This window comes from Bacillus alkalisoli (assembly GCF_002797415.1).
Taxonomy (GTDB): Bacteria; Bacillota; Bacilli; order Bacillales; family Bacillaceae_I; genus Bacillus_CD; species Bacillus_CD alkalisoli.
In genome coordinates this window covers 2,369,266-2,387,803 of the sequence record NZ_KZ454944.1, presented here as the reverse complement: position 1 = coordinate 2,387,803, position 18,538 = coordinate 2,369,266, and the positions used below count along the sequence as shown (strand labels likewise).

The following is an 18,538-nucleotide window of genomic DNA, read 5'->3' as shown; positions in this document are numbered from 1 at the left end:
TTCCCTTTTCGTTCGACAAAGTATTATTCGCCTTTGTGAAAAGATAAATATTTTGATTATCGTACATAATTTTGGCAATAGTAAGGATAGATACTATTTGGAGGATAAGAAAATGACTGAAAAAGTTGTAAGTGTAATAGGGGCGGGTCTTGCTGGTAGTGAAGCAGCTTGGCAACTTGCAAGCCGTGGAATAAAGGTTAACTTATTTGAAATGCGTCCAGTAAAACAAACTCCTGCCCATCATACGGATAAGTTTGCAGAGTTAGTATGTTCTAACTCCTTAAGAGCAAATACATTAACAAATGCTGTTGGTGTTTTAAAAGAAGAAATGAGAATGTTAAATTCAGTAATTATAAAATCTGCAGATGAGTCTTCGGTACCAGCAGGAGGAGCATTAGCAGTTGATCGCCATGAATTTGCTGGATTAGTAACACAGCTAGTGAAAGAACATCCGAATGTTACAGTTTTCACAGAAGAAGTGGAATCCATACCAGAAGGACCCACTATTATTGCAACAGGACCTTTAACATCGAAAGCACTAGCAGATGATCTACGTTCATTAACAGGTGAAGAATATTTGTACTTTTATGATGCTGCAGCACCAATCATTGAAAAAGAAAGTATAAACATGGATATTGTTTATTTAAAGTCAAGGTATGATAAAGGGGAAGCTGCATACTTAAATTGTCCAATGACAGAGGAACAGTTTGATAAATTTTACGAGGCCCTTATTGCTGCTGAAACCGTTCCATTAAAAGACTTTGAGAAGGAGATCTTCTTTGAAGGATGCATGCCTATTGAAGTAATGGGTAGTAGAGGTAAAAGAACGATGCTGTTTGGTCCTTTAAAGCCAGTAGGACTAGAGGACCCAAGAACAGGAAAGCGTCCATACGCCGTTGTGCAGTTACGACAAGATGATGCGGCTGGAACACTTTATAATATTGTTGGATTCCAGACACATTTAAAGTGGGGGCCACAAAAAGAAGTAATTCAGTTAATTCCAGGTTTAGAAAATGCAGAAATTGTACGTTATGGAGTTATGCATCGAAATACTTTTATAAATTCACCTAATTTATTAAAAGCAACATATCAATATAAAGATAGGGAAAATTTATTTTTTGCAGGACAGATGACAGGCGTAGAAGGCTATGTGGAGTCAGCTGCTTCTGGACTAGTTGCTGGTATAAATGCTGCGCGTTACGTATTAGGTGAAGAGCCAGTGGAATTTCCACATGAAACAGCTATAGGTAGTATGGCAAGATATATTACTACAACGAACGCTAAAAACTTCCAACCTATGAATGCTAATTTTGGATTATTCCCGGACTTACCGAAGAAAATTAAAAGTAAACAAGAAAGAAATGAAGCACACGCTAATCGAGCACTAGAAACAATTCAGAATTTTGTAAAAAGTTTGTAAAGTCAATTGCAAGGGCTACTAAATTGTGATAAGATTTAGTAGCCTTTGTGAGGTGAAATGATGGAAACTTTGTCAAACGCATTACTTTCTTTTCTTGAATATTTAAAAATTGAACGAAACTATTCACCCAATACGATTGAACATTATGAAAGAGACATCCATAGCTTTTTTCTTTTTATGAAAGAAGAGGGTGTTACATCTTTAGAATCGATTACTTTTATTGAAGCTAGAGCATATTTAACGAAGCTCCATAAATTTAAATATGCAAGAAGAACTGTTGCAAGAAAAATTTCTAGTCTAAGAAGTTTCTTTAAGTTTTTACAAAAAGAAAATAAAATTGTAGAAGATCCTTTTAGTCTAATTTCCATCCCGAAACAAACAAAACAACTTCCTAGATTTCTTTATCAGGAAGAGATGGAAAAGCTATTTTTAGTATCCGATACTAGTACACCTCTCGGACAACGGAATCAAGCGATATTAGAGTTATTATATGCAACAGGAATACGTGTTAGCGAGTGTTGTGATAGTAAGCTAGAGGATGTAGATTTTCACTTAGAAACAATTCTAGTTACAGGTAAGGGTAGAAAACAACGTTATGTTCCTTTTGGTAGTTTTGCCTCTGATGCTTTAAAATTATATATTGAAAAAGGTAGAGATGAGTTGCTGAAAAAAAAGTCTGAACCAAACAGTATTAGACATCTCTTTTTGAACTTCCGTGGGCAACCTTTATCAACGCGAGGTGTGCGAAATATTTTGAACTCAATAGTGAAAGAAGTCAGCTCTACGATGAAAATTACCCCACACATGTTACGTCATACTTTTGCAACACACATGTTGAATGAAGGTGCGGATTTAAGGGTTGTACAAGAACTTTTAGGTCACGCAAGCTTGTCTTCTACTCAAGTATATACACATGTTACGAAAGATCATCTTCGAAATACATATTTGCAATATCATCCTCGCTCTAAAGGGTGATGGTTAAGGAGGAGATATAATGGGTTCTTTTCATGCTACTACCATCTTTGCCGTTAAACATAATGGTGAGTCTGCGATGTCTGGTGATGGTCAAGTTACTTTTGGCAATGCAGTAGTAATGAAACATACTGCGAAAAAAGTCCGTAAGCTGTTTAATGGTAAAGTAATTGCTGGATTTGCCGGTTCTGTTGCAGATGCATTTACTCTATTCGAAATGTTTGAGGGAAAACTTGAGGAGTATAACGGTAATTTAAGTAGGGCTGCTGTTGAGCTTGCGAAAGAGTGGCGAAGTGACAAGGTTTTAAGAAGGCTAGAAGCGATGCTAATCGTTATGGATAGTGAGACATTGTTACTTGTCTCTGGTACTGGAGAAGTAATCGAACCTGATGATGGAATATTAGCCATCGGTTCAGGAGGTAATTATGCTCTTGCTGCTGGACGTGCATTAAAACGATTTGCAGGAGAACATATGACAGCAAAAGAAATTGCCCATGCAGCATTAACGATGGCTGGAGAAATATGTGTATATACAAACGACCACATTATTGTGGAAGAACTATAACAAAGGGTGGGTTTTATGAATACAAACTTAACTCCTAGACAAATAGTAGAGAAATTAGATCAATATATAATTGGTCAAACGAACGCAAAGAAGGCAGTTGCTGTAGCACTTCGAAATAGATATCGTAGAAGTTTACTTCCAGACAATTTACGTGACGAAGTTGTTCCTAAAAACATCTTAATGATCGGTCCTACAGGTGTAGGTAAAACAGAAATAGCAAGAAGAATTGCTAAATTAGTTGGTGCACCTTTTATTAAAGTTGAGGCAACAAAGTTTACAGAGGTGGGCTACGTAGGTCGTGATGTAGAGTCAATGGTTCGTGATTTAGTAGAAACCTCCGTTCGCTTAGTAAAAGAAGAAAAGATGTCAAAAGTAAAAGATAAAGCGGAAGAAAATGCTAACGCTAGGATTGTGGAACTTTTAGTACCTGGAAAACAAAAAGCTACATCTTATAAGAACCCGTTTGAAATGATTTTCGGTGGAAATAACCAGTCTGCTCAACCAAACAATGAGCAAGAAAATCAAGAAGAAATGAACATCCAAAGCGAGAGACGAAGAACGGCACATAAATTAGCTTTAGGTGAATTAGAAGACCATTATGTTAACGTAGAAATTGAAGAGCAGCAAGCTTCTATGTTTGACATGCTTCAAGGGTCGGGTATGGAACAAATGGGCATGAATATGCAAGATGCTTTCAGTAATTTAATGCCAAAGAAAAAGAAAAAACGAAAATTAACTGTAAGAGAAGCTAGAAAAGTATTAACCAATGAAGAAGCTCAAAAACTTATCGACATGGATGAGGTAACACAAGAAGCAATCAATCGAGCAGAACAAGCAGGAATTATATTTGTTGATGAAATAGATAAGATTGCTAAGAAAAGCGGAGCTAATACTTCAGCTGACGTATCAAGAGAAGGGGTACAACGTGATATTTTACCTATCGTAGAAGGGTCTACAGTTGTTACCAAATATGGTCAAGTAAAAACGGACCACGTATTATTTATAGCTGCTGGGGCGTTTCATATGGCTAAACCTTCTGATTTAATCCCTGAGCTACAAGGTCGTTTTCCGATTCGTGTAGAGTTAACGAAACTTTCTGTGGAAGACTTCGTCAATATTTTAGTGGAACCAGATAACGCATTAATTAAACAATATATAGCTTTAATGGAAACAGAAGGTATACAAGTTGAATTTTCTGACGATGCTATTCGTAAGATTGCAGAAGTAGCATTTGAAGTGAACCAAGAGACAGATAATATTGGTGCAAGGCGTCTACATACTATATTAGAACGTCTACTAGAGGATTTATCTTTTGAGGCACCAGATATTAATTTAGAGAAAATTATTATTACACCGCAATACGTAGAAGGAAAATTAGGTTCTATTGTTAAAAACAAAGACTTAAGCCAATATATACTATAAAACGAAGCAATGTAGGAGGAAATATTAATGCCATTATTACAAAAAACCAGAACAATTAACGCAATGCTACAAAAATTTGCAGGAAAGCCCGTAAACTTTAAAGAGATGTCTGAAACACTTCGTGACGTGATTGAATGTAACGTATTTATCGTTAGTCGTCGTGGGAAATTATTAGGTTTTGCAATTAACCAACAAATTGAAAATGAGCGTATGAAGAAAATGTTAGAAGACCGCCAATTCCCAGAAGGCTACACAAAAAGCTTATTTAATATTATGGAAACGTCTTCTAATTTAGATATTAACAGTGAATATACTGCATTCCCTGTTGAAAACAGAGATTTCTTCCAAAGTGGGTTAACGACTATTGTACCAATTATTGGTGGGGGAGAAAGATTAGGGACTTTAATCTTATCTCGCCTACAGGAACAATTTTTAGATGATGATTTAATTTTAGCTGAGTATGGTGCTACTGTAGTAGGCATGGAAATATTACGTGAGAAAGCAGAAGAAATTGAAGATGAAGCTAGAAGTAAAGCTGTTGTTCAAATGGCTATTAGCTCCTTATCTTACAGTGAACTGGAAGCTATTGAACATATTTTTGAAGAGTTAGATGGTAAAGAAGGACTATTAGTTGCAAGTAAAATTGCTGATCGTGTAGGAATCACACGTTCTGTTATCGTAAATGCACTGCGTAAATTAGAAAGTGCTGGTGTAATTGAATCAAGATCATTAGGAATGAAAGGTACGTATATTAAAGTATTAAACGACAAGTTCCTGAATGAACTAGAGAAATTAAAATCAAATTAAGTTGAATGACCCTAAAAGCCCACAAATGTGGGCTTTTTATTTTACACAAAATAGTCGAATTTACCTATAAATAAAATAAGTATTTATGACGAGGAAATTTAACATATATTACATAGACATTACGTTTCTTCTACTTTACAATAAGTGTATAAACAAATTTCGACATATACTTATATAATTCGTTTAAAAAAATATTTTCAGGGGGTAAAGATGAAACTTTTTTCGACATCTATTCACTCTTTAGAAAAAGGCTTACATTTTTCTACAGCTAAACATAAAGCAATTTCAAACAATATTTCGAATGTGGATACGCCTAATTTTAAAAGACAGGATGTAAAGCCGACATTTCAACAAATATATCAGCAACAGCTACTAGCGAATAAAACAGATGCGAGACATGTGGAATTTACTAAAAAACAACCTAACATGCCTTATAAATTAGAATCTAGTAATAATTCTTATTCTCACAATGGAAATAGTGTAGATATTGATAAGGAAATGTCTGAACTCGCTCAAAACCAAATTTATTATTACACTCTAATTGATCAATTAAGTGGAAAATTCCAATCGATACAAAATGTAGTTAAAGGAGGTAGAGGATAATGTCCATGTTTAATAGTATGAATATTTCTGCTTCAGCATTAACTGCTCAAAGATTACGAATGGATGTAATATCATCTAATATGGCGAACGTTGACTCTACAAGAGGAAGGTATGTTGATGGACAGTGGGAGCCTTACAAAAGGAAAATGGTTTATTTAGAGCCAAATAACAATAACTCTTTTAAATCTTTTTTAAACAAAGCTACTAACGGAAATGGACTATCTAATCAACAAGGGGTAAAAGTTTCTAGAATTATAGAAGATAATTCTCCTTTTCGACTAGTTTATAACCCTGATCATCCTGATGCAAGTGACGAAGGATTTGTCCAGTTACCAAATGTTGATCCTTTAAAAGAAATGGTAGATTTAATGAGTGCAACTAGATCATATGAATCCAATGTAACGGTGTTTAATGCCTCTAAAGGAATCATGATGAAAACATTAGAACTAGGAAAATAAGTGAGGTAACCACAAATGAATAAAATAACAAATAATGCCCAAGTTTGGCTGCCGAATATTAATAAAAATAGTCCGACCCCGAAAGAAGCTCATGCACAATTCTCTTCATACTTAAATAACGCTTTAAGTGAAGTGAATAAAGCTCAACATCAATCAAATGAGGCTACTATAAGACTAGTAAACAATGATGGAATAGAACTTCATGAAGTTTTGATAACACAACAAAAAGCAAGTGTAATGCTACAAACAACTTTGGAAGTGCGTAACAAAGCGATTGAAGCATACCAAGAAGTAATGAGAATGCAAGTATAAGTTAGGTATGGTTATTAACTGCATTAATAGCCTGCTAGATAATAACCGGGGGAAATGACAAGATGAAAGAGAAATTTTTATTAATAAAAGGGAAATTTACAGACTGGTGGGGCAAAAGGTCTTCTGTAGAAAAAACAGCTATTACTAGTTCAATTGTAGTTGGAATTATTGCACTAGTTGCAATTTTTTATTTTTCCACAAAAACGAACATGGCTCCATTGTATTCCAATTTAAGTCCTCAAGAAACGGGACAGATTAAAGAAGTTCTTGACACAAGGGGGATTACCTCAGAAATCACCCAAAATGGAACAGCGATTCTTGTACCGGATAATTTAGTTGATTCGATAAAAGTGGATTTAGCTGCAGAAGGTATTCCGAAAAGCGGTAGTATTGATTATTCTTTTTTTGGAGAACGATCTGGATTCGGAATGACTGATAATGAGTTTCAAATATTAAAGCTTGATGCAACTCAAACGGAGTTATCCAATTTAATTAAAAGTATAGATGGAATAAATGATGCAAAAGTGATGATTTCTATGCCACAGGCAGGAATTTTTGTTCGGGATTCTGTTCAAGAAGCGTCGGCATCTATTGTGTTGCATACGAAGCCGGGTTATCAATTTGAACAACATCAAATTAATACGTTGTATCATCTTGTATCTAAAAGTGTACCTAATTTACCTACTGATAATATTGTCATCATGAATCAGTTTTTTGAGTACTTTGATGTAAATAATACTCAAAATGTTAATAATGGTTTTAATATTGCTTCTCAATTGCAATTAAAACGAGAAATCGAGCGGGATATACAGCGACAAGTACAACAAATGCTTGGCGTGTTAATGGGACCAGAGAAAGTTGTCGTTTCTGTAACGACAGACATTGACTTTACTCAAGAAAATCGAGAAGAAAATATCGTAACACCTGTTGACCCTGATAATACAGAAGGAATAGCCATTAGCGTGGAGAGAATAACAGAAACTTATTCAGGTAATGATGATGGTGCTGGAGGAGTTCCTGTAGGACCAGAGGACATTCCAGGATACGTAGCTGGTGGGGCAACTGGTAGTGGTGATTACGAACGCATAGAAGAAAGAATAAATAATGAAGTAAATAGAATTCGTAAAGAAATTGTAGAAAGTCCTTACAAAATTAGAGACTTAGGGATTCAAGTCATGGTGGAGCCGCCTGCAAACCAAGATCCATTATTACAAGAAAACACTGTAAATGATATAAAACAAATCCTTTCCACAATTGTAAGAACATCTATTGATAAAACTTCCATCGGCGCAAATCCAACGGAAGAAGAAATTGAAAGTAGAATAGTTGTCTCCGTTCAAGAATTTAATGGAGTAATGGACTTTAATGCAGACACAACCTCGACAATTCCAACTTGGATTTATGCTGTTGCTGGAGTACTAGTCGCTACTATTTTACTATTAATCTTCTTATTATTTAGAAAACGTAAAGTAGAAGAGGAAGAAGAAGTGGAAGAAATAGAAGAGGCTTCCATTAACATTCCAGACATCAATATCGAAAAAGAATCAGAAGGAACTGCAAAAAGAAAACAATTAGAAAGAATGGCAAAAGAAAAACCAGACGAATTTGCGAAACTGTTAAGATCATGGTTATCAGAGTAGGAGGAGTGTAAATGGCAAGTACAAATAGTAAATCGTTTACAGGAAAACAAAAGGCAGCCATTCTATTAATCTCACTCGGCCCTGATGTATCAGCTTCCGTATATAAACATTTATCTGAAGAAGAAATAGAAAAATTAACCTTAGAGATCTCAAGTGTACGTACGGTTGATTCACATGTGAAAGAGAATGTGTTAGAAGAATTCCATCAAATAGCTCAAGCTCAAGATTATATCTCTCAAGGTGGTATTGCATACGCAAAAACAGTTCTGGAAAAAGCATTAGGAGCGGACCAAGCAGCAGCAATTATTAATAGATTAACATCGTCATTACAAGTAAAACCGTTTGACTTCGCTAGAAAAGCGGATGCTTCACAAATATTAAATTTTATTCAGAATGAACATCCGCAAACAATAGCTTTAATTTTATCGTACTTAGACGCAACTAAATCAGGTCAAATATTATCTGAGCTCCCACAAGAACTTCAAGCGGATATTGCGAAAAGAATCGCTATTATGGACAGTACCTCTCCTGAAATTATTAGTGAGGTAGAACAGATATTAGAAAGAAAATTATCCGCAACTGTCACAAGAGATTACACCAACACAGGTGGTGTCGATGCAGTTGTTCAAGTACTAAATCAAGTAGATAGAAGTACAGAAAGAACGATCTTAGATGCTTTAGAAATACAAGATCCGGAATTGGCAGAAGAAATTAAGAAAAGAATGTTTGTATTTGAAGATATTGTTACGCTTGATAATATGGCGATTCAACGAGTTATTCGAGATGCTGAGAACGAAGATTTACTGTTAGCATTAAAAGTAGCTAGTGAGGAAGTAAAAGATATTGTATTCAAAAATATGTCTAAGAGAATGATGGAAACAATGAAAGATGATATGGAATACATGGGACCAGTACGTTTAAAAGATGTGGAAGATGCCCAGTCAAGAATTGTTGGGACGATTCGAAAGCTAGAAGAAGCTGGAGAAATTGTCATTGCTCGTGGTGGAGGAGACGATATTATTGTCTAAATTAATTAAGTCAACACAATTGAGTGGCAATCCGTCAACTTCTGTTTCCATTAAAGTAGCTCCAGTTTTTAAGCAAAATGAAGGAATAGACTATAAAGATTATGCGTCTTTTACCATTGATGAAATTAATAAAAAGGTAATAGAAGCAGAACAACATGCTAAAAAAATAGTACAAGATGCACAAGTAGAAAAAGAAAGAGCACTAGAACAAATAGAAATAGAAAAAGAGAATTGGGTTGTAGAAAAAGAAGAACTGAGGAAACAAGCATTTATAGAAGGTAGAAAAGAAGGCTACGAACTAGGTAAAGCAGAAGGTAGAGAAACATATCAACAATTAATAGAAGAGGTAAATAAAACTATATTGCTTGCAAAAAAAGAATACAACGAAAAATTACAATCAACTGAAACAACAGTTCTTGAGTTAAGCATATTCGTAGCAGAAAAAATTATTGGCCTGAAATTAGAGAATGATCCAACAACTTTTATTGACTTAGTTAAAAATGCTATTAAAGAAGTAAAAGAAAAAACAGAAATTAAAATATTTGTTCACCCTACTAACTACCCATTATTAATAGAGAATAAACATCTGTTGCAAACTCTTACAAACAATAACCAAGATTTACTTATTTTTATGGATAGTGATTTATCGGAAGAGGCTTGTTGGATTGATTCTAGTGCAGGTCGTTTAGATGCCTCCATTGAAACACAACTTACGGAAATAAAAGAAAAGCTTTTACAATTGTCTATAGAGAGGTAATTCTACTATGTTTACAATCGAAGATATAAAAAAAGAGATTGAAAGTATTCATTCTTATAAGCTTTATGGAAAAGTGAACAGGGTTATCGGTCTAATGATTGAATCTAAAGGTCCTGAATCTTCGATAGGTGATTTGTGCAATATTATTATTGAAAAACCTCGCAGTATAGTTGTACAAGCAGAGGTAGTTGGTTTCAGGGATGGTTATGTAATCTTAATGCCTTTTTCTGATATACAACATATTGGACCAGGTGCCATTGTTGAATCGACCAACAATCCACTACAAGTATTTATCGGTGAAGAACTTAAAGGAATGGTACTCGACTCTTTAGGAAAACCTTTAAGTCCTAATGAAAAACTTCCAATTGGATTAGCGAAATACCCTACAGAACAATCACCACCAAACCCGATGACTAGACCTCCCGTTAGCGAAACACTTGAAGTAGGTGTAAAGGTAATTGATGGATTGTTAACAGTAGGTAAAGGCCAAAGGATTGGGATTTTCGCAGGAAGCGGTGTTGGTAAAAGTACGTTACTAGGAATGATTGCAAGAAATACATTCGCAGATATAAATGTAATAGCACTTATTGGGGAACGTGGACGCGAAGTTCGAGAGTTTATCGAGAGAGATTTAGGACCAGTTGGTTTAAAAAAGTCCATTGTCGTAGTAGCTACATCTGATTCTCCTGCACTAATGAGGATAAAAGGTGCTTACACTGCAACAGCTATAGCAGAGTACTTTAGAGACAAAGGAAATAATGTAATGTTAATGATGGATTCGGTAACACGAGTGGCAATGGCTCAGCGTGAAATAGGATTAGCTATTGGTGAACCACCAACTACGAAAGGTTATACTCCATCAGTATTTTCGATATTACCTAAGTTGTTAGAAAGAACAGGAACTAATGAATTTGGTAGTATTACTGCATTTTACACTGTATTGGTTGACGGTGATGATATGAATGAACCTATCGCAGATACAGTACGTGGAATATTGGATGGACATTTTGTTTTAGATAGAGATCTAGCTAATAAAGGACAATATCCTGCGATTAATGTCTTAAAAAGTGTAAGTAGGATAATGAATAATATCGTGAGTGATGAACATAGACAAGCTGCAGATACAATTAGAGAAAAACTATCAAAATACTATCAAACAGAAGACTTAATTAATATTGGCGCATATAAACGAGGTACTTCAAGGGAAGTAGATGAAGCGATAAAAGCTTACCCTGAAATCATTCGCTTTTTAAAACAAGATGTAACGAATAAGTATACATTCCAACAAACATTAGATGAATTACTTAACCTTTTGAGATAGGAGTAAACCAATAATGCAAACTCGGGGAAGGTTAAAAAAAATATTAGTAGTTAAAGAGGCAGAAAAAAACTTTGCCAAAAATGAATATGACCATGCTTTAAATGAATTTGAACAAGAAGGACAAGAGCTCTACGAATTGTTAAAGAAAAAAGAACATTTAGAAGGTAGCTTACGTTCGTCTCTCCAACATGGTATTTCTGTCGATTATATTAAACAACAACAATATTTTGTAAATAATTTAGAAAAGTCTTTACTAGTTCAGCAACGTAAGGTTAGTCATGCGAGAGCTTTTATGAATGTTAAAGCGGAAAAATTGAAAGAACATTCTATTGAATGTAAAAAATATGAACGGTTAGACGAGAAAGAACAGAAACTATTTCAACAAATAGAAACCAAACTAGAATCGAAGTTTATTGATGAGTTATCCATCCTGCAATATTCTCATCAAACATATAGGTGAAGCTTATGAAAAAAAATAAGTTAAATAAGAACGAAATGGAAGTTGAAGAGAAAGAATATACGTTTTTTGAAAAACTTACGTATTTATTCATTATTCCGGTTTTAGTTATTTTTACGATAGCGTTAGGAATATTAACTTATTTTGGAATAAATATTTTCGAACTTGCCAAAGAAATGCGGCCTAAAGTAGAAACAGTTACTTCTCACGAGGAGGAAAAGTTAGACAGCTCAAATGATGAGAAAAAAACTGATCAAAACAATGCTAATCAAACTATAGTTCAACTTGAAAGAGAACTACAAGATAAACAAAATGAAATACTCAAACTTCAAGAACAACTAAAAAATGCCACGCTAAAGATTGACGAGTTAGAAATGGAGTCAGTAGAAATTAGTAAGTCTATTAAAGAATTATCTAACATGTACGAGCGTATGCCAACTAGAAAAGCAGCACAGATTATGGTGGAGTTAGAAGAAGATTTGGCATTGAAAATATTAGCTAATTTAAGTGCCAATAAAGTTTCGGCGGTTTTAGCGCAACTAGAACCTGCTGTTGCAGCTAAGTTTACGAAAAAATTAGCAGATGAATAATGGTGGAGAGGAGATGTAAATGTGAACTTCTTACAAATAGAGTTTTCTAATAAGAAATTAGATAGTAATTTAATTTCAAGTAAAGCTGTTAGTAAAGAAGGCAGTGAGAGTTTTCATAAGTTTCTCCAACCACTAATGAATGTGGAAAACTTTAATGATGAAATGCTAATGCCAGCACTTGAGGGTAACTCACAGGAGGAAATGATATCAGCTATAACTGAAGTTGCTTTTGAACAACTTACTATATTAAATGATATCCCTGAAGAATTAAAAGACGACCGATACTATGAAGCAGTAAACTACTTGTTAGGTTTAATAGAAAAAGTTGGTCAATCCTCACAAAAAAATATAGATTTATCAACATTTAAAACATTTAAAAATACAACAGAATCTCCAACCACCTTTTTATCGAAAGAAATAGAACAACTAAATAAAATTATGGCATTACTTAAAGATAAGTTAAGTGTAGAAGAATTCTTTGGAATTAAAAAAGAAAACACAATCGAAAAAATATTAAAAATAGTGGAATCGAAATTAGATTGGGTTACTAGTGCACAAAAAAATCTTGATATACAAAAAAACATTGGCTTAAATGATTCAAACACTCAAAAGATAAATAATGAACACTTTGCTCCAACAAGTATCAAAGCAGAACATCTACATGTACCTAAACAAGTCATAGCACAACTTACGATAAATACAGTATCTGAACAAACAGCGAAATCTCAATTGCTAGAAAAAATGGAACAATTATTATTAAGAAGTAGAGTACAAACTGTAAGTGGAAAACAAAATATCATGATTCGTTTAACTCCCGAACATTTAGGTACCGTACATATTAAATTACAACAAATTGACGGTAGTTTAAATGCTAGGATCATAGCTCACTCTGCTACAGCTGCTAAACTATTAGAAGGTAGTTTATTTTCATTAAAAGCTAATCTACAAGCTTCAAATATTCAAATAGATAAAATTGAAATAGTTTTCCAAGATACAACTAAGACACTCCAACAAGAAAAAAACCACAGTAATCCAGAACAACAGCAACCAAATAAGCAGCAACAAAAAAAGGAAGATGATTCAAAAGAGTCGTCGTTTCATGAATTATTAGAAATTGAGATGGAAACAAGCGAAGTAGGGTGATGAACACATGACAAAGATTACAAGTGATTTATATATTGAAAATCGGCCAGCTCCTGAAAAAAACAATAATATTTTAGGGAAAGATGATTTTTTGAGGTTATTAATTGCACAATTACAAAATCAAGACCCTTTAAACCCAATGGAAGATAAAGAGTTTATTTCTCAAATGGCTAATTTCTCTACACTAGAGCAGATGACAAATTTAAACAAAACGATGGAGAAATTTTTAGATAATCAAACGAGGCAAAGTGCTTTATCCATGCAACAGTATTTAGGAGCACAAATTGAGTGGCAAGAGTTAGTAGAAACGGAAAATGGCTCAACAGTAAATTACCATAAAGATTTTGTAATTGCAGTGACAATGATTGATGGAAATTCTAAGCTTTCTTTGGCTTCTGGTAACGAAATTACAACAGATCAAATACGTAGTGTTGAACTGCCGTCTGATCCAACTTACACTAGCTATTCATTGATGAATGCAAGTGGCCTGATAGGGAAAAAGGTGTCAATTGTATGGGAAGATATAGAATATAACGATATGACAGTCTCTTCTGTAGGATCAAAAAACGGAATAACTTATATTACTTTTTCTGAAGGACCATTAGCAAACGAAAAAGTTCCATTGGATTATATTACAAAAATTTCAAATTAAGAAACTGGAGGGGATTTTATGCTTAGATCCATGTATTCGAGTATTGGTGCTTTAAAGAACTTTCAAACGAAACTAGATGTTATTGGGAATAATATAGCGAATGTGAACACATTTGGTTTTAAAAAGGGACGGACAACTTTTCAGGAAATGATGTTGCAACAAGTATCAGGTGCAAGTGGACCTGCTGCTGGGCGTGGTGGTATAAACCCTATACAAGTTGGTCTAGGTTCAAGATTAGCATCTATCGACAGTATACAAACACAAGGCTCTTTGCAAACGACTGCTAGACCACTAGATTTAGCTTTATCAGGTGATGGGTTTTTTGTAGTTGGAAGTATTGCAGATATTACTAGGGTTAATGTAGATTCAGCCACTGTACCAGGTGATAATCGAATTTTAGGTGGAGCAATTGATAATTCTGTTTCATTGAATTATACTAGAGCAGGAAATTTCTACTTGGATAATAATGGATACATTGTAAATTCTAACGGTATGTATTTAATTGGAGAAACAGGAGAAAAACGCATTCCGTCTCAAGTAGAAGTTAATGCTGCAAATCTAGCTTTAAACGAGGCGACTCTTTTCTTTGATGTATTCACTGATTTTAGAAGTGATTCTACAAATCTACAACGTTTAGCTTCAAATTGGTTAGAAGCGCAAAGAACGTTTGAGGATGCAACGAAAGCTAGTGTAGATTCTGGTGGAACGGATCCAATATTAAATGCGGCTGCAACAGCAGCAGGAAATGCAAGAGACAAAGCTAGAGACGAATTCTTAAATGTATATAACAGCACATTTAATAATCCTAATGGAAGGATCGACCAATTAAACGAAGCAGGTGTAGAACTGAACACATCTATCGGTGACTTTATTAACGATACTGGGCAATTAGTGTATGAGTTATCCAATCCAATTGTAACTAGGTTTGCAGATGATCCAACAGACGATATTAATGTATTATCGAGACTAGTTTATCATTTCCAAACGATGAGAGATTCTGTTAATAACGCTTTTAATGCTTTTGAGAACTTTGTTGCTAATGCAGAGATGGTAAAGTTACCATCGTGGTCTGATCAGTTAAGTGGTAACCCTGGCTTAATTCAAATTCCACCTACTGCAAGAAGTTTTAGTATTTCTGGAGACGGAAAAGTTTCGTTTATCGATCAATTTGGTTCTCTTAAAGTTGCAGGACAATTAATGCTAGCAAAATTCCCTAACGCTGCAGGTTTGGAAAGGGTTGGTGAAAATTTATTTCAACAATCTACAAACTCTGGTAGCTTAGATAAAAATGGTGATGGGATTCAATTAGCTGAGATGTTTAGACCAGGTGCTAATGGATCAGGAACGATAGTCGCAGGTACGCTAGAAATGTCGAACGTAGATTTATCAGAAGAGTTTACAGAAATGATCACTGCTCAACGTGGATTCCAAGCGAATACTCGTATAATTACTACTTCAGATGAAATTTTACAAGAGCTTGTTAACTTAAAACGATAGGAGGTAGAGGCTACTTCTAGCCTCTTATAATGATGATAAAGTTAACTAAAACGAATGGAACAGTTTTTACAGTGAATGCTTGGATTATTGAACAAGTAGAAGAAGTACCAGATACCGTAATTACATTAACAAATGGAAAAAAGCTGTTTGTAAAAGAATCAATGGAGGAAGTAACTAAACAAAGTTTACAGTTCTTTCATCATATTTATAATGCAAGGGACATGGGGGAGAAATAAATGTTCCAAAATAAATTAGTTAATACGATGCTTATCATTCTATTATTTATTTTCTTATTAGGAATTGTCGTATTAGTAACAGTTAACATCTTTTACGGAGATTCTAATGGAACGAAAGAACCTTCAATTGATGAAGTGTTAAAGTACTCGGTCGATTTTAACGAAATAACAACGAACTTGCAGAGTGGTGGCTATGTTCGAGTGCAATATAAAATCCAAACAGATAGTAATAAAGCAAGGAACGAATTAGAAAAAAGAAATTTTCAATTAGAAAACATCGTTATTCATACGATTGCTAATAAAGTTGCAAGCGACTTTTCAGGTGGAGAAGGTATTGTAGAACTTGAAGAGGAAATTAGGTTCCAATTAAATTCGATTATGCAGGACGGGAAAGTTGTTCAAGTTTATACAACACGCTTTCTCCTTCAAAAATAATAAATTTTAATTTGGAGGAGGTGAGGGAAAATGTCTACAGATATTATGTCTCAAAGTGAAATTGATGCTTTGTTATCAGCACTATCTACAGGCGAAATGGACGCTGATATTTTAAAAAATGAGTCAAAAGAGAAGAAAGTGAAAGTTTATGATTTTAAAAGAGCACTTAGATTCTCTAAAGATCAAATTAGAAATTTATCACGCATCCATGAAAATTATGCGAGGCTCTTAACTACTTACTTCTCTGCACAACTAAGGACATACATTCAAATAAATGTTGCATCCGTAGATCAAGTACCATACGAGGAGTTCATACGTTCTATCCCAAAAATGACATTTTTAAATGTTATTGAATTCCCCCCTCTTGATGGTCGAGTGTTAATGGAATTTAACCCTAATATTGCTTATGCGATGTTAGATAGACAATTAGGTGGAAGAGGAACTAGCTTTAATAAAATTGATAGTTTAACAGAGATTGAAACGAAATTAATGACAAATTTATTCGAAGGTGCTGTTGAGAATTTTGGAGAGGCATGGGAAACTGTTGCACAAATTGAACCGTTTTTAGCTGATTTAGAAATTAATCCGCAATTTTTACAAATGGTTTCTCCGAATGAAACGGTAATTGTCATCTCTTTTAACATTACAATAGGAGAAATTAGTGGAATGATTAATGTTTGCATTCCACATGTAGTATTAGAGCCAATAATTCCTAAGTTATCGGTTCATTATTGGATGGAAGAAAAGAGCAAGCAAAGACAGCCACATGAAGAACAAGCATTAAAAAGAGCAATCAAAGGAACGTTTTTAACATTAACAGCAGAACTTGGTGAAACAGAGATAAGTTTTTCCGATTTACTTGATTTAGCTGTAGGTGATGTTATTCCAATTCATAAAAGTATTACAGATCCTATAAAGGTCAAAGTAGACGAAAAACCAACCTTTTTAGGACAAATAGGCAAAGCAAAAAATTATTTAGCTGTACAAATTTTGAGTGAACTCAAGGAGGGAGAGGAAGATGATGAATGACGGAATGTTATCACAAGATGAAATTGACGCACTATTGCGCGGCACTTCAACTGACAACAACGATTCATCCCTCTTTGCTGAACCAAGTGTGGAACATTCGTTAACGGAAATCGAAGAAGATACATTAGGGGAAGTAGGGAATATATCATTTGGGAGCTCGGCAACTGCGCTATCAACCTTACTTAACCAAAAGGTTGAAATTACTACTCCTAAAGTGACGGTAGTAGAAAAAAATAAAGTCGAAAGTGAGTTTCCTGAACCTTATGTAGCAATTAGTGTTAATTATACAGAAGGTTTTACGGGTTCAAATGTTTTAGTAATTGAACAAAAAGATGCCGCCATTATTGCTGATTTAATGTTAGGTGGAGATGGTCATACTCAATCTACTATTTTAGATGAAATTCAATTAAGCGCTGTTCAAGAAGCTATGAATCAAATGATGGGTTCAGCTGCAACTAGTATGTCAACGATATTTCAAAAAAAGATTGATATTTCTCCTCCTGCTGTAGTTTTGTTAGATTTAAAAGAAGGCGAAGGAAAAGATTATATAGCATCCGAAGAAAAGATTGTAAAAGTTGCTTTTAATATTAAAATCGGGGATTTAATCGATTCTCAAATAATGCAAGTTTTACCAATGGATTTTGCACTTACTCTAGTAAGCGAGTTGCACGGAGAAAGTAATAATAACGAAGTTAATATAGAAGAAGTTTATGAAACGACAAGTTCTACTAATAATGAAAATATTTATGGTTTAGACTTTAATGCAGAAAGTGAACAATCTTCTCATTACGCTTCTTCTATTGAAACAACTCAACAGAAGAATTATTCCAGTGGCTCTACAAGTACGAAAGTTATTGGGCAACCTACAGTTAACGTGCAACCAGCGGTCTTTTCATCGTTTGAAGAGGTACCAGCTATGGAACCTGAACAAAGAAATCTTAATATGTTATTAGATATTCCATTGCAAGTAACGGTAGAATTAGGAAGAACGAGAAAAACAGTAAAAGACATTTTAGATTTATCATCAGGTTCAATTATAGAGCTTGATAAGCTAGCTGGGGAACCAGTAGACATCTTAGTGAATAACAAACTAATTGCTCAAGGGGAAGTAGTTGTAATCGACGAAAGCTTTGGAGTAAGAGTAACAGATATTATTAGTCAAACGGATAGATTAAAAAGGTTAAAGTGATTTAG

Annotated in this window: 21 protein-coding genes; all 21 read left to right on the top strand. The window is 34.3% G+C overall.

Translation table 11 applies throughout. The features are described from left to right. Positions 1-112: 112 nt before the first annotated feature. Positions 113-1,420, top strand: a complete 1,308-nt coding sequence (gene trmFO, locus CDZ89_RS11845) for an FADH(2)-oxidizing methylenetetrahydrofolate--tRNA-(uracil(54)-C(5))-methyltransferase TrmFO (RefSeq protein ID WP_096154647.1) — start codon at positions 113-115, stop codon at positions 1,418-1,420. Between the two features lie 60 nt (positions 1,421-1,480). After that, positions 1,481-2,395, top strand: coding sequence for a tyrosine recombinase XerC (xerC, locus tag CDZ89_RS11840; protein ID WP_096154646.1), 915 nt, complete (start codon positions 1,481-1,483; stop codon positions 2,393-2,395). 19 nt (positions 2,396-2,414) lie between these two features. Further along, positions 2,415-2,957, top strand: coding sequence for an ATP-dependent protease subunit HslV (gene hslV, locus CDZ89_RS11835; RefSeq protein ID WP_096154645.1), 543 nt, complete (start codon positions 2,415-2,417; stop codon positions 2,955-2,957). 15 nt (positions 2,958-2,972) lie between these two features. Then, positions 2,973-4,379, top strand: coding sequence for an HslU--HslV peptidase ATPase subunit (gene hslU / locus CDZ89_RS11830; protein WP_096154644.1), 1,407 nt, complete (start codon positions 2,973-2,975; stop codon positions 4,377-4,379). A gap of 27 nt (positions 4,380-4,406) precedes the next feature. Then, complete coding sequence (gene codY / locus CDZ89_RS11825; protein WP_096154643.1) at positions 4,407-5,186, top strand: GTP-sensing pleiotropic transcriptional regulator CodY; 780 nt, start codon at positions 4,407-4,409, stop codon at positions 5,184-5,186. Between the two features lie 210 nt (positions 5,187-5,396). Next, positions 5,397-5,789, top strand: coding sequence for a flagellar basal body rod protein FlgB (flgB, locus tag CDZ89_RS11820; protein ID WP_100333738.1), 393 nt, complete (start codon positions 5,397-5,399; stop codon positions 5,787-5,789). After that, entirely contained in the window at positions 5,789-6,247 is a 459-nt protein-coding gene (gene flgC, locus CDZ89_RS11815; protein WP_406564893.1) for a flagellar basal body rod protein FlgC, read from the top strand. Before flgB ends, flgC begins: the two co-directional genes overlap by 1 nt. Before the next feature lie 15 nt (positions 6,248-6,262). Further along, on the top strand, positions 6,263-6,559 hold the full coding sequence (fliE, locus tag CDZ89_RS11810; protein ID WP_096154641.1) for a flagellar hook-basal body complex protein FliE: 297 nt from the start codon (positions 6,263-6,265) through the stop codon (positions 6,557-6,559). Positions 6,560-6,621: 62 nt separating this feature from the next. Further along, positions 6,622-8,199, top strand: a complete 1,578-nt coding sequence (fliF, locus tag CDZ89_RS11805; RefSeq protein WP_096154640.1) for a flagellar basal-body MS-ring/collar protein FliF — start codon at positions 6,622-6,624, stop codon at positions 8,197-8,199. An 11-nt stretch (positions 8,200-8,210) separates the two neighbouring features. Then, a complete protein-coding gene (gene fliG / locus CDZ89_RS11800) occupies positions 8,211-9,227 on the top strand; it encodes a flagellar motor switch protein FliG (protein WP_096154639.1) in 1,017 nt (338 codons plus the stop codon). Continuing rightward, on the top strand, positions 9,220-9,984 hold the full coding sequence (gene fliH, locus CDZ89_RS11795; protein WP_157842729.1) for a flagellar assembly protein FliH: 765 nt from the start codon (positions 9,220-9,222) through the stop codon (positions 9,982-9,984). Before fliG ends, fliH begins: the two co-directional genes overlap by 8 nt. A gap of 7 nt (positions 9,985-9,991) precedes the next feature. Then, on the top strand, positions 9,992-11,305 hold the full coding sequence (gene fliI, locus CDZ89_RS11790; RefSeq protein ID WP_100333737.1) for a flagellar protein export ATPase FliI: 1,314 nt from the start codon (positions 9,992-9,994) through the stop codon (positions 11,303-11,305). Between the two features lie 13 nt (positions 11,306-11,318). Then, on the top strand, positions 11,319-11,765 hold the full coding sequence (gene fliJ / locus CDZ89_RS11785; protein WP_096154636.1) for a flagellar export protein FliJ: 447 nt from the start codon (positions 11,319-11,321) through the stop codon (positions 11,763-11,765). Between the two features lie 5 nt (positions 11,766-11,770). Next, a complete protein-coding gene (locus CDZ89_RS11780; RefSeq protein ID WP_096154635.1) occupies positions 11,771-12,352 on the top strand; it encodes a MotE family protein in 582 nt (193 codons plus the stop codon). A gap of 21 nt (positions 12,353-12,373) precedes the next feature. Beyond that, positions 12,374-13,495 carry a flagellar hook-length control protein FliK gene (locus CDZ89_RS11775; RefSeq protein ID WP_100333736.1) on the top strand — a complete coding sequence of 374 codons (1,122 nt, stop codon included), beginning with the start codon at positions 12,374-12,376 and terminating at the stop codon, positions 13,493-13,495. A gap of 7 nt (positions 13,496-13,502) precedes the next feature. After that, the gene (flgD, locus tag CDZ89_RS11770; RefSeq protein ID WP_096154633.1) at positions 13,503-14,147 is read left to right on the top strand and encodes a flagellar hook assembly protein FlgD; all 645 of its coding nucleotides are present in this window, start codon (positions 13,503-13,505) and stop codon (positions 14,145-14,147) included. 18 nt (positions 14,148-14,165) lie between these two features. Then, complete coding sequence (locus CDZ89_RS11765; protein ID WP_096154632.1) at positions 14,166-15,644, top strand: flagellar hook-basal body complex protein; 1,479 nt, start codon at positions 14,166-14,168, stop codon at positions 15,642-15,644. Between the two features lie 29 nt (positions 15,645-15,673). After that, on the top strand, positions 15,674-15,880 hold the full coding sequence (locus CDZ89_RS11760) for a flagellar FlbD family protein (protein ID WP_406564892.1): 207 nt from the start codon (positions 15,674-15,676) through the stop codon (positions 15,878-15,880). Further along, the gene (fliL, locus tag CDZ89_RS11755) at positions 15,881-16,315 is read left to right on the top strand and encodes a flagellar basal body-associated protein FliL (protein WP_096154630.1); all 435 of its coding nucleotides are present in this window, start codon (positions 15,881-15,883) and stop codon (positions 16,313-16,315) included. A gap of 30 nt (positions 16,316-16,345) precedes the next feature. Further along, positions 16,346-17,344, top strand: a complete 999-nt coding sequence (gene fliM, locus CDZ89_RS11750) for a flagellar motor switch protein FliM (RefSeq protein WP_096154629.1) — start codon at positions 16,346-16,348, stop codon at positions 17,342-17,344. Beyond that, a complete protein-coding gene (gene fliY / locus CDZ89_RS11745) occupies positions 17,334-18,533 on the top strand; it encodes a flagellar motor switch phosphatase FliY (protein WP_096154628.1) in 1,200 nt (399 codons plus the stop codon). Before fliM ends, fliY begins: the two co-directional genes overlap by 11 nt. Positions 18,534-18,538 lie beyond the last annotated feature (5 nt).

What these genes read in the sequence shown, in the direction of transcription:
- xerC (WP_096154646.1), top strand. Translation starts at nt 1,481, where the DNA reads ATGGAAACTTTGTCAAACGCATTACTTTCTTTTCTTGAATATTTAAAA.
- fliE (WP_096154641.1), top strand. Translation starts at nt 6,263, where the DNA reads ATGAATAAAATAACAAATAATGCCCAAGTTTGGCTGCCGAATATTAAT.
- CDZ89_RS11760 (WP_406564892.1), top strand. Translation starts at nt 15,674, where the DNA reads ATGATGATAAAGTTAACTAAAACGAATGGAACAGTTTTTACAGTGAAT.
- fliY (WP_096154628.1), top strand. Translation starts at nt 17,334, where the DNA reads ATGATGAATGACGGAATGTTATCACAAGATGAAATTGACGCACTATTG.
- CDZ89_RS11765 (WP_096154632.1), top strand. Translation starts at nt 14,166, where the DNA reads ATGCTTAGATCCATGTATTCGAGTATTGGTGCTTTAAAGAACTTTCAA.
- codY (WP_096154643.1), top strand. Translation starts at nt 4,407, where the DNA reads ATGCCATTATTACAAAAAACCAGAACAATTAACGCAATGCTACAAAAA.
- fliF (WP_096154640.1), top strand. Translation starts at nt 6,622, where the DNA reads ATGAAAGAGAAATTTTTATTAATAAAAGGGAAATTTACAGACTGGTGG.
- hslU (WP_096154644.1), top strand. Translation starts at nt 2,973, where the DNA reads ATGAATACAAACTTAACTCCTAGACAAATAGTAGAGAAATTAGATCAA.
- flgD (WP_096154633.1), top strand. Translation starts at nt 13,503, where the DNA reads ATGACAAAGATTACAAGTGATTTATATATTGAAAATCGGCCAGCTCCT.
- trmFO (WP_096154647.1), top strand. Translation starts at nt 113, where the DNA reads ATGACTGAAAAAGTTGTAAGTGTAATAGGGGCGGGTCTTGCTGGTAGT.
- CDZ89_RS11780 (WP_096154635.1), top strand. Translation starts at nt 11,771, where the DNA reads ATGAAAAAAAATAAGTTAAATAAGAACGAAATGGAAGTTGAAGAGAAA.
- fliI (WP_100333737.1), top strand. Translation starts at nt 9,992, where the DNA reads ATGTTTACAATCGAAGATATAAAAAAAGAGATTGAAAGTATTCATTCT.
- fliL (WP_096154630.1), top strand. Translation starts at nt 15,881, where the DNA reads ATGTTCCAAAATAAATTAGTTAATACGATGCTTATCATTCTATTATTT.
- flgC (WP_406564893.1), top strand. Translation starts at nt 5,789, where the DNA reads ATGTCCATGTTTAATAGTATGAATATTTCTGCTTCAGCATTAACTGCT.
- fliG (WP_096154639.1), top strand. Translation starts at nt 8,211, where the DNA reads ATGGCAAGTACAAATAGTAAATCGTTTACAGGAAAACAAAAGGCAGCC.
- hslV (WP_096154645.1), top strand. Translation starts at nt 2,415, where the DNA reads ATGGGTTCTTTTCATGCTACTACCATCTTTGCCGTTAAACATAATGGT.
- fliM (WP_096154629.1), top strand. Translation starts at nt 16,346, where the DNA reads ATGTCTACAGATATTATGTCTCAAAGTGAAATTGATGCTTTGTTATCA.
- fliJ (WP_096154636.1), top strand. Translation starts at nt 11,319, where the DNA reads ATGCAAACTCGGGGAAGGTTAAAAAAAATATTAGTAGTTAAAGAGGCA.
- flgB (WP_100333738.1), top strand. Translation starts at nt 5,397, where the DNA reads ATGAAACTTTTTTCGACATCTATTCACTCTTTAGAAAAAGGCTTACAT.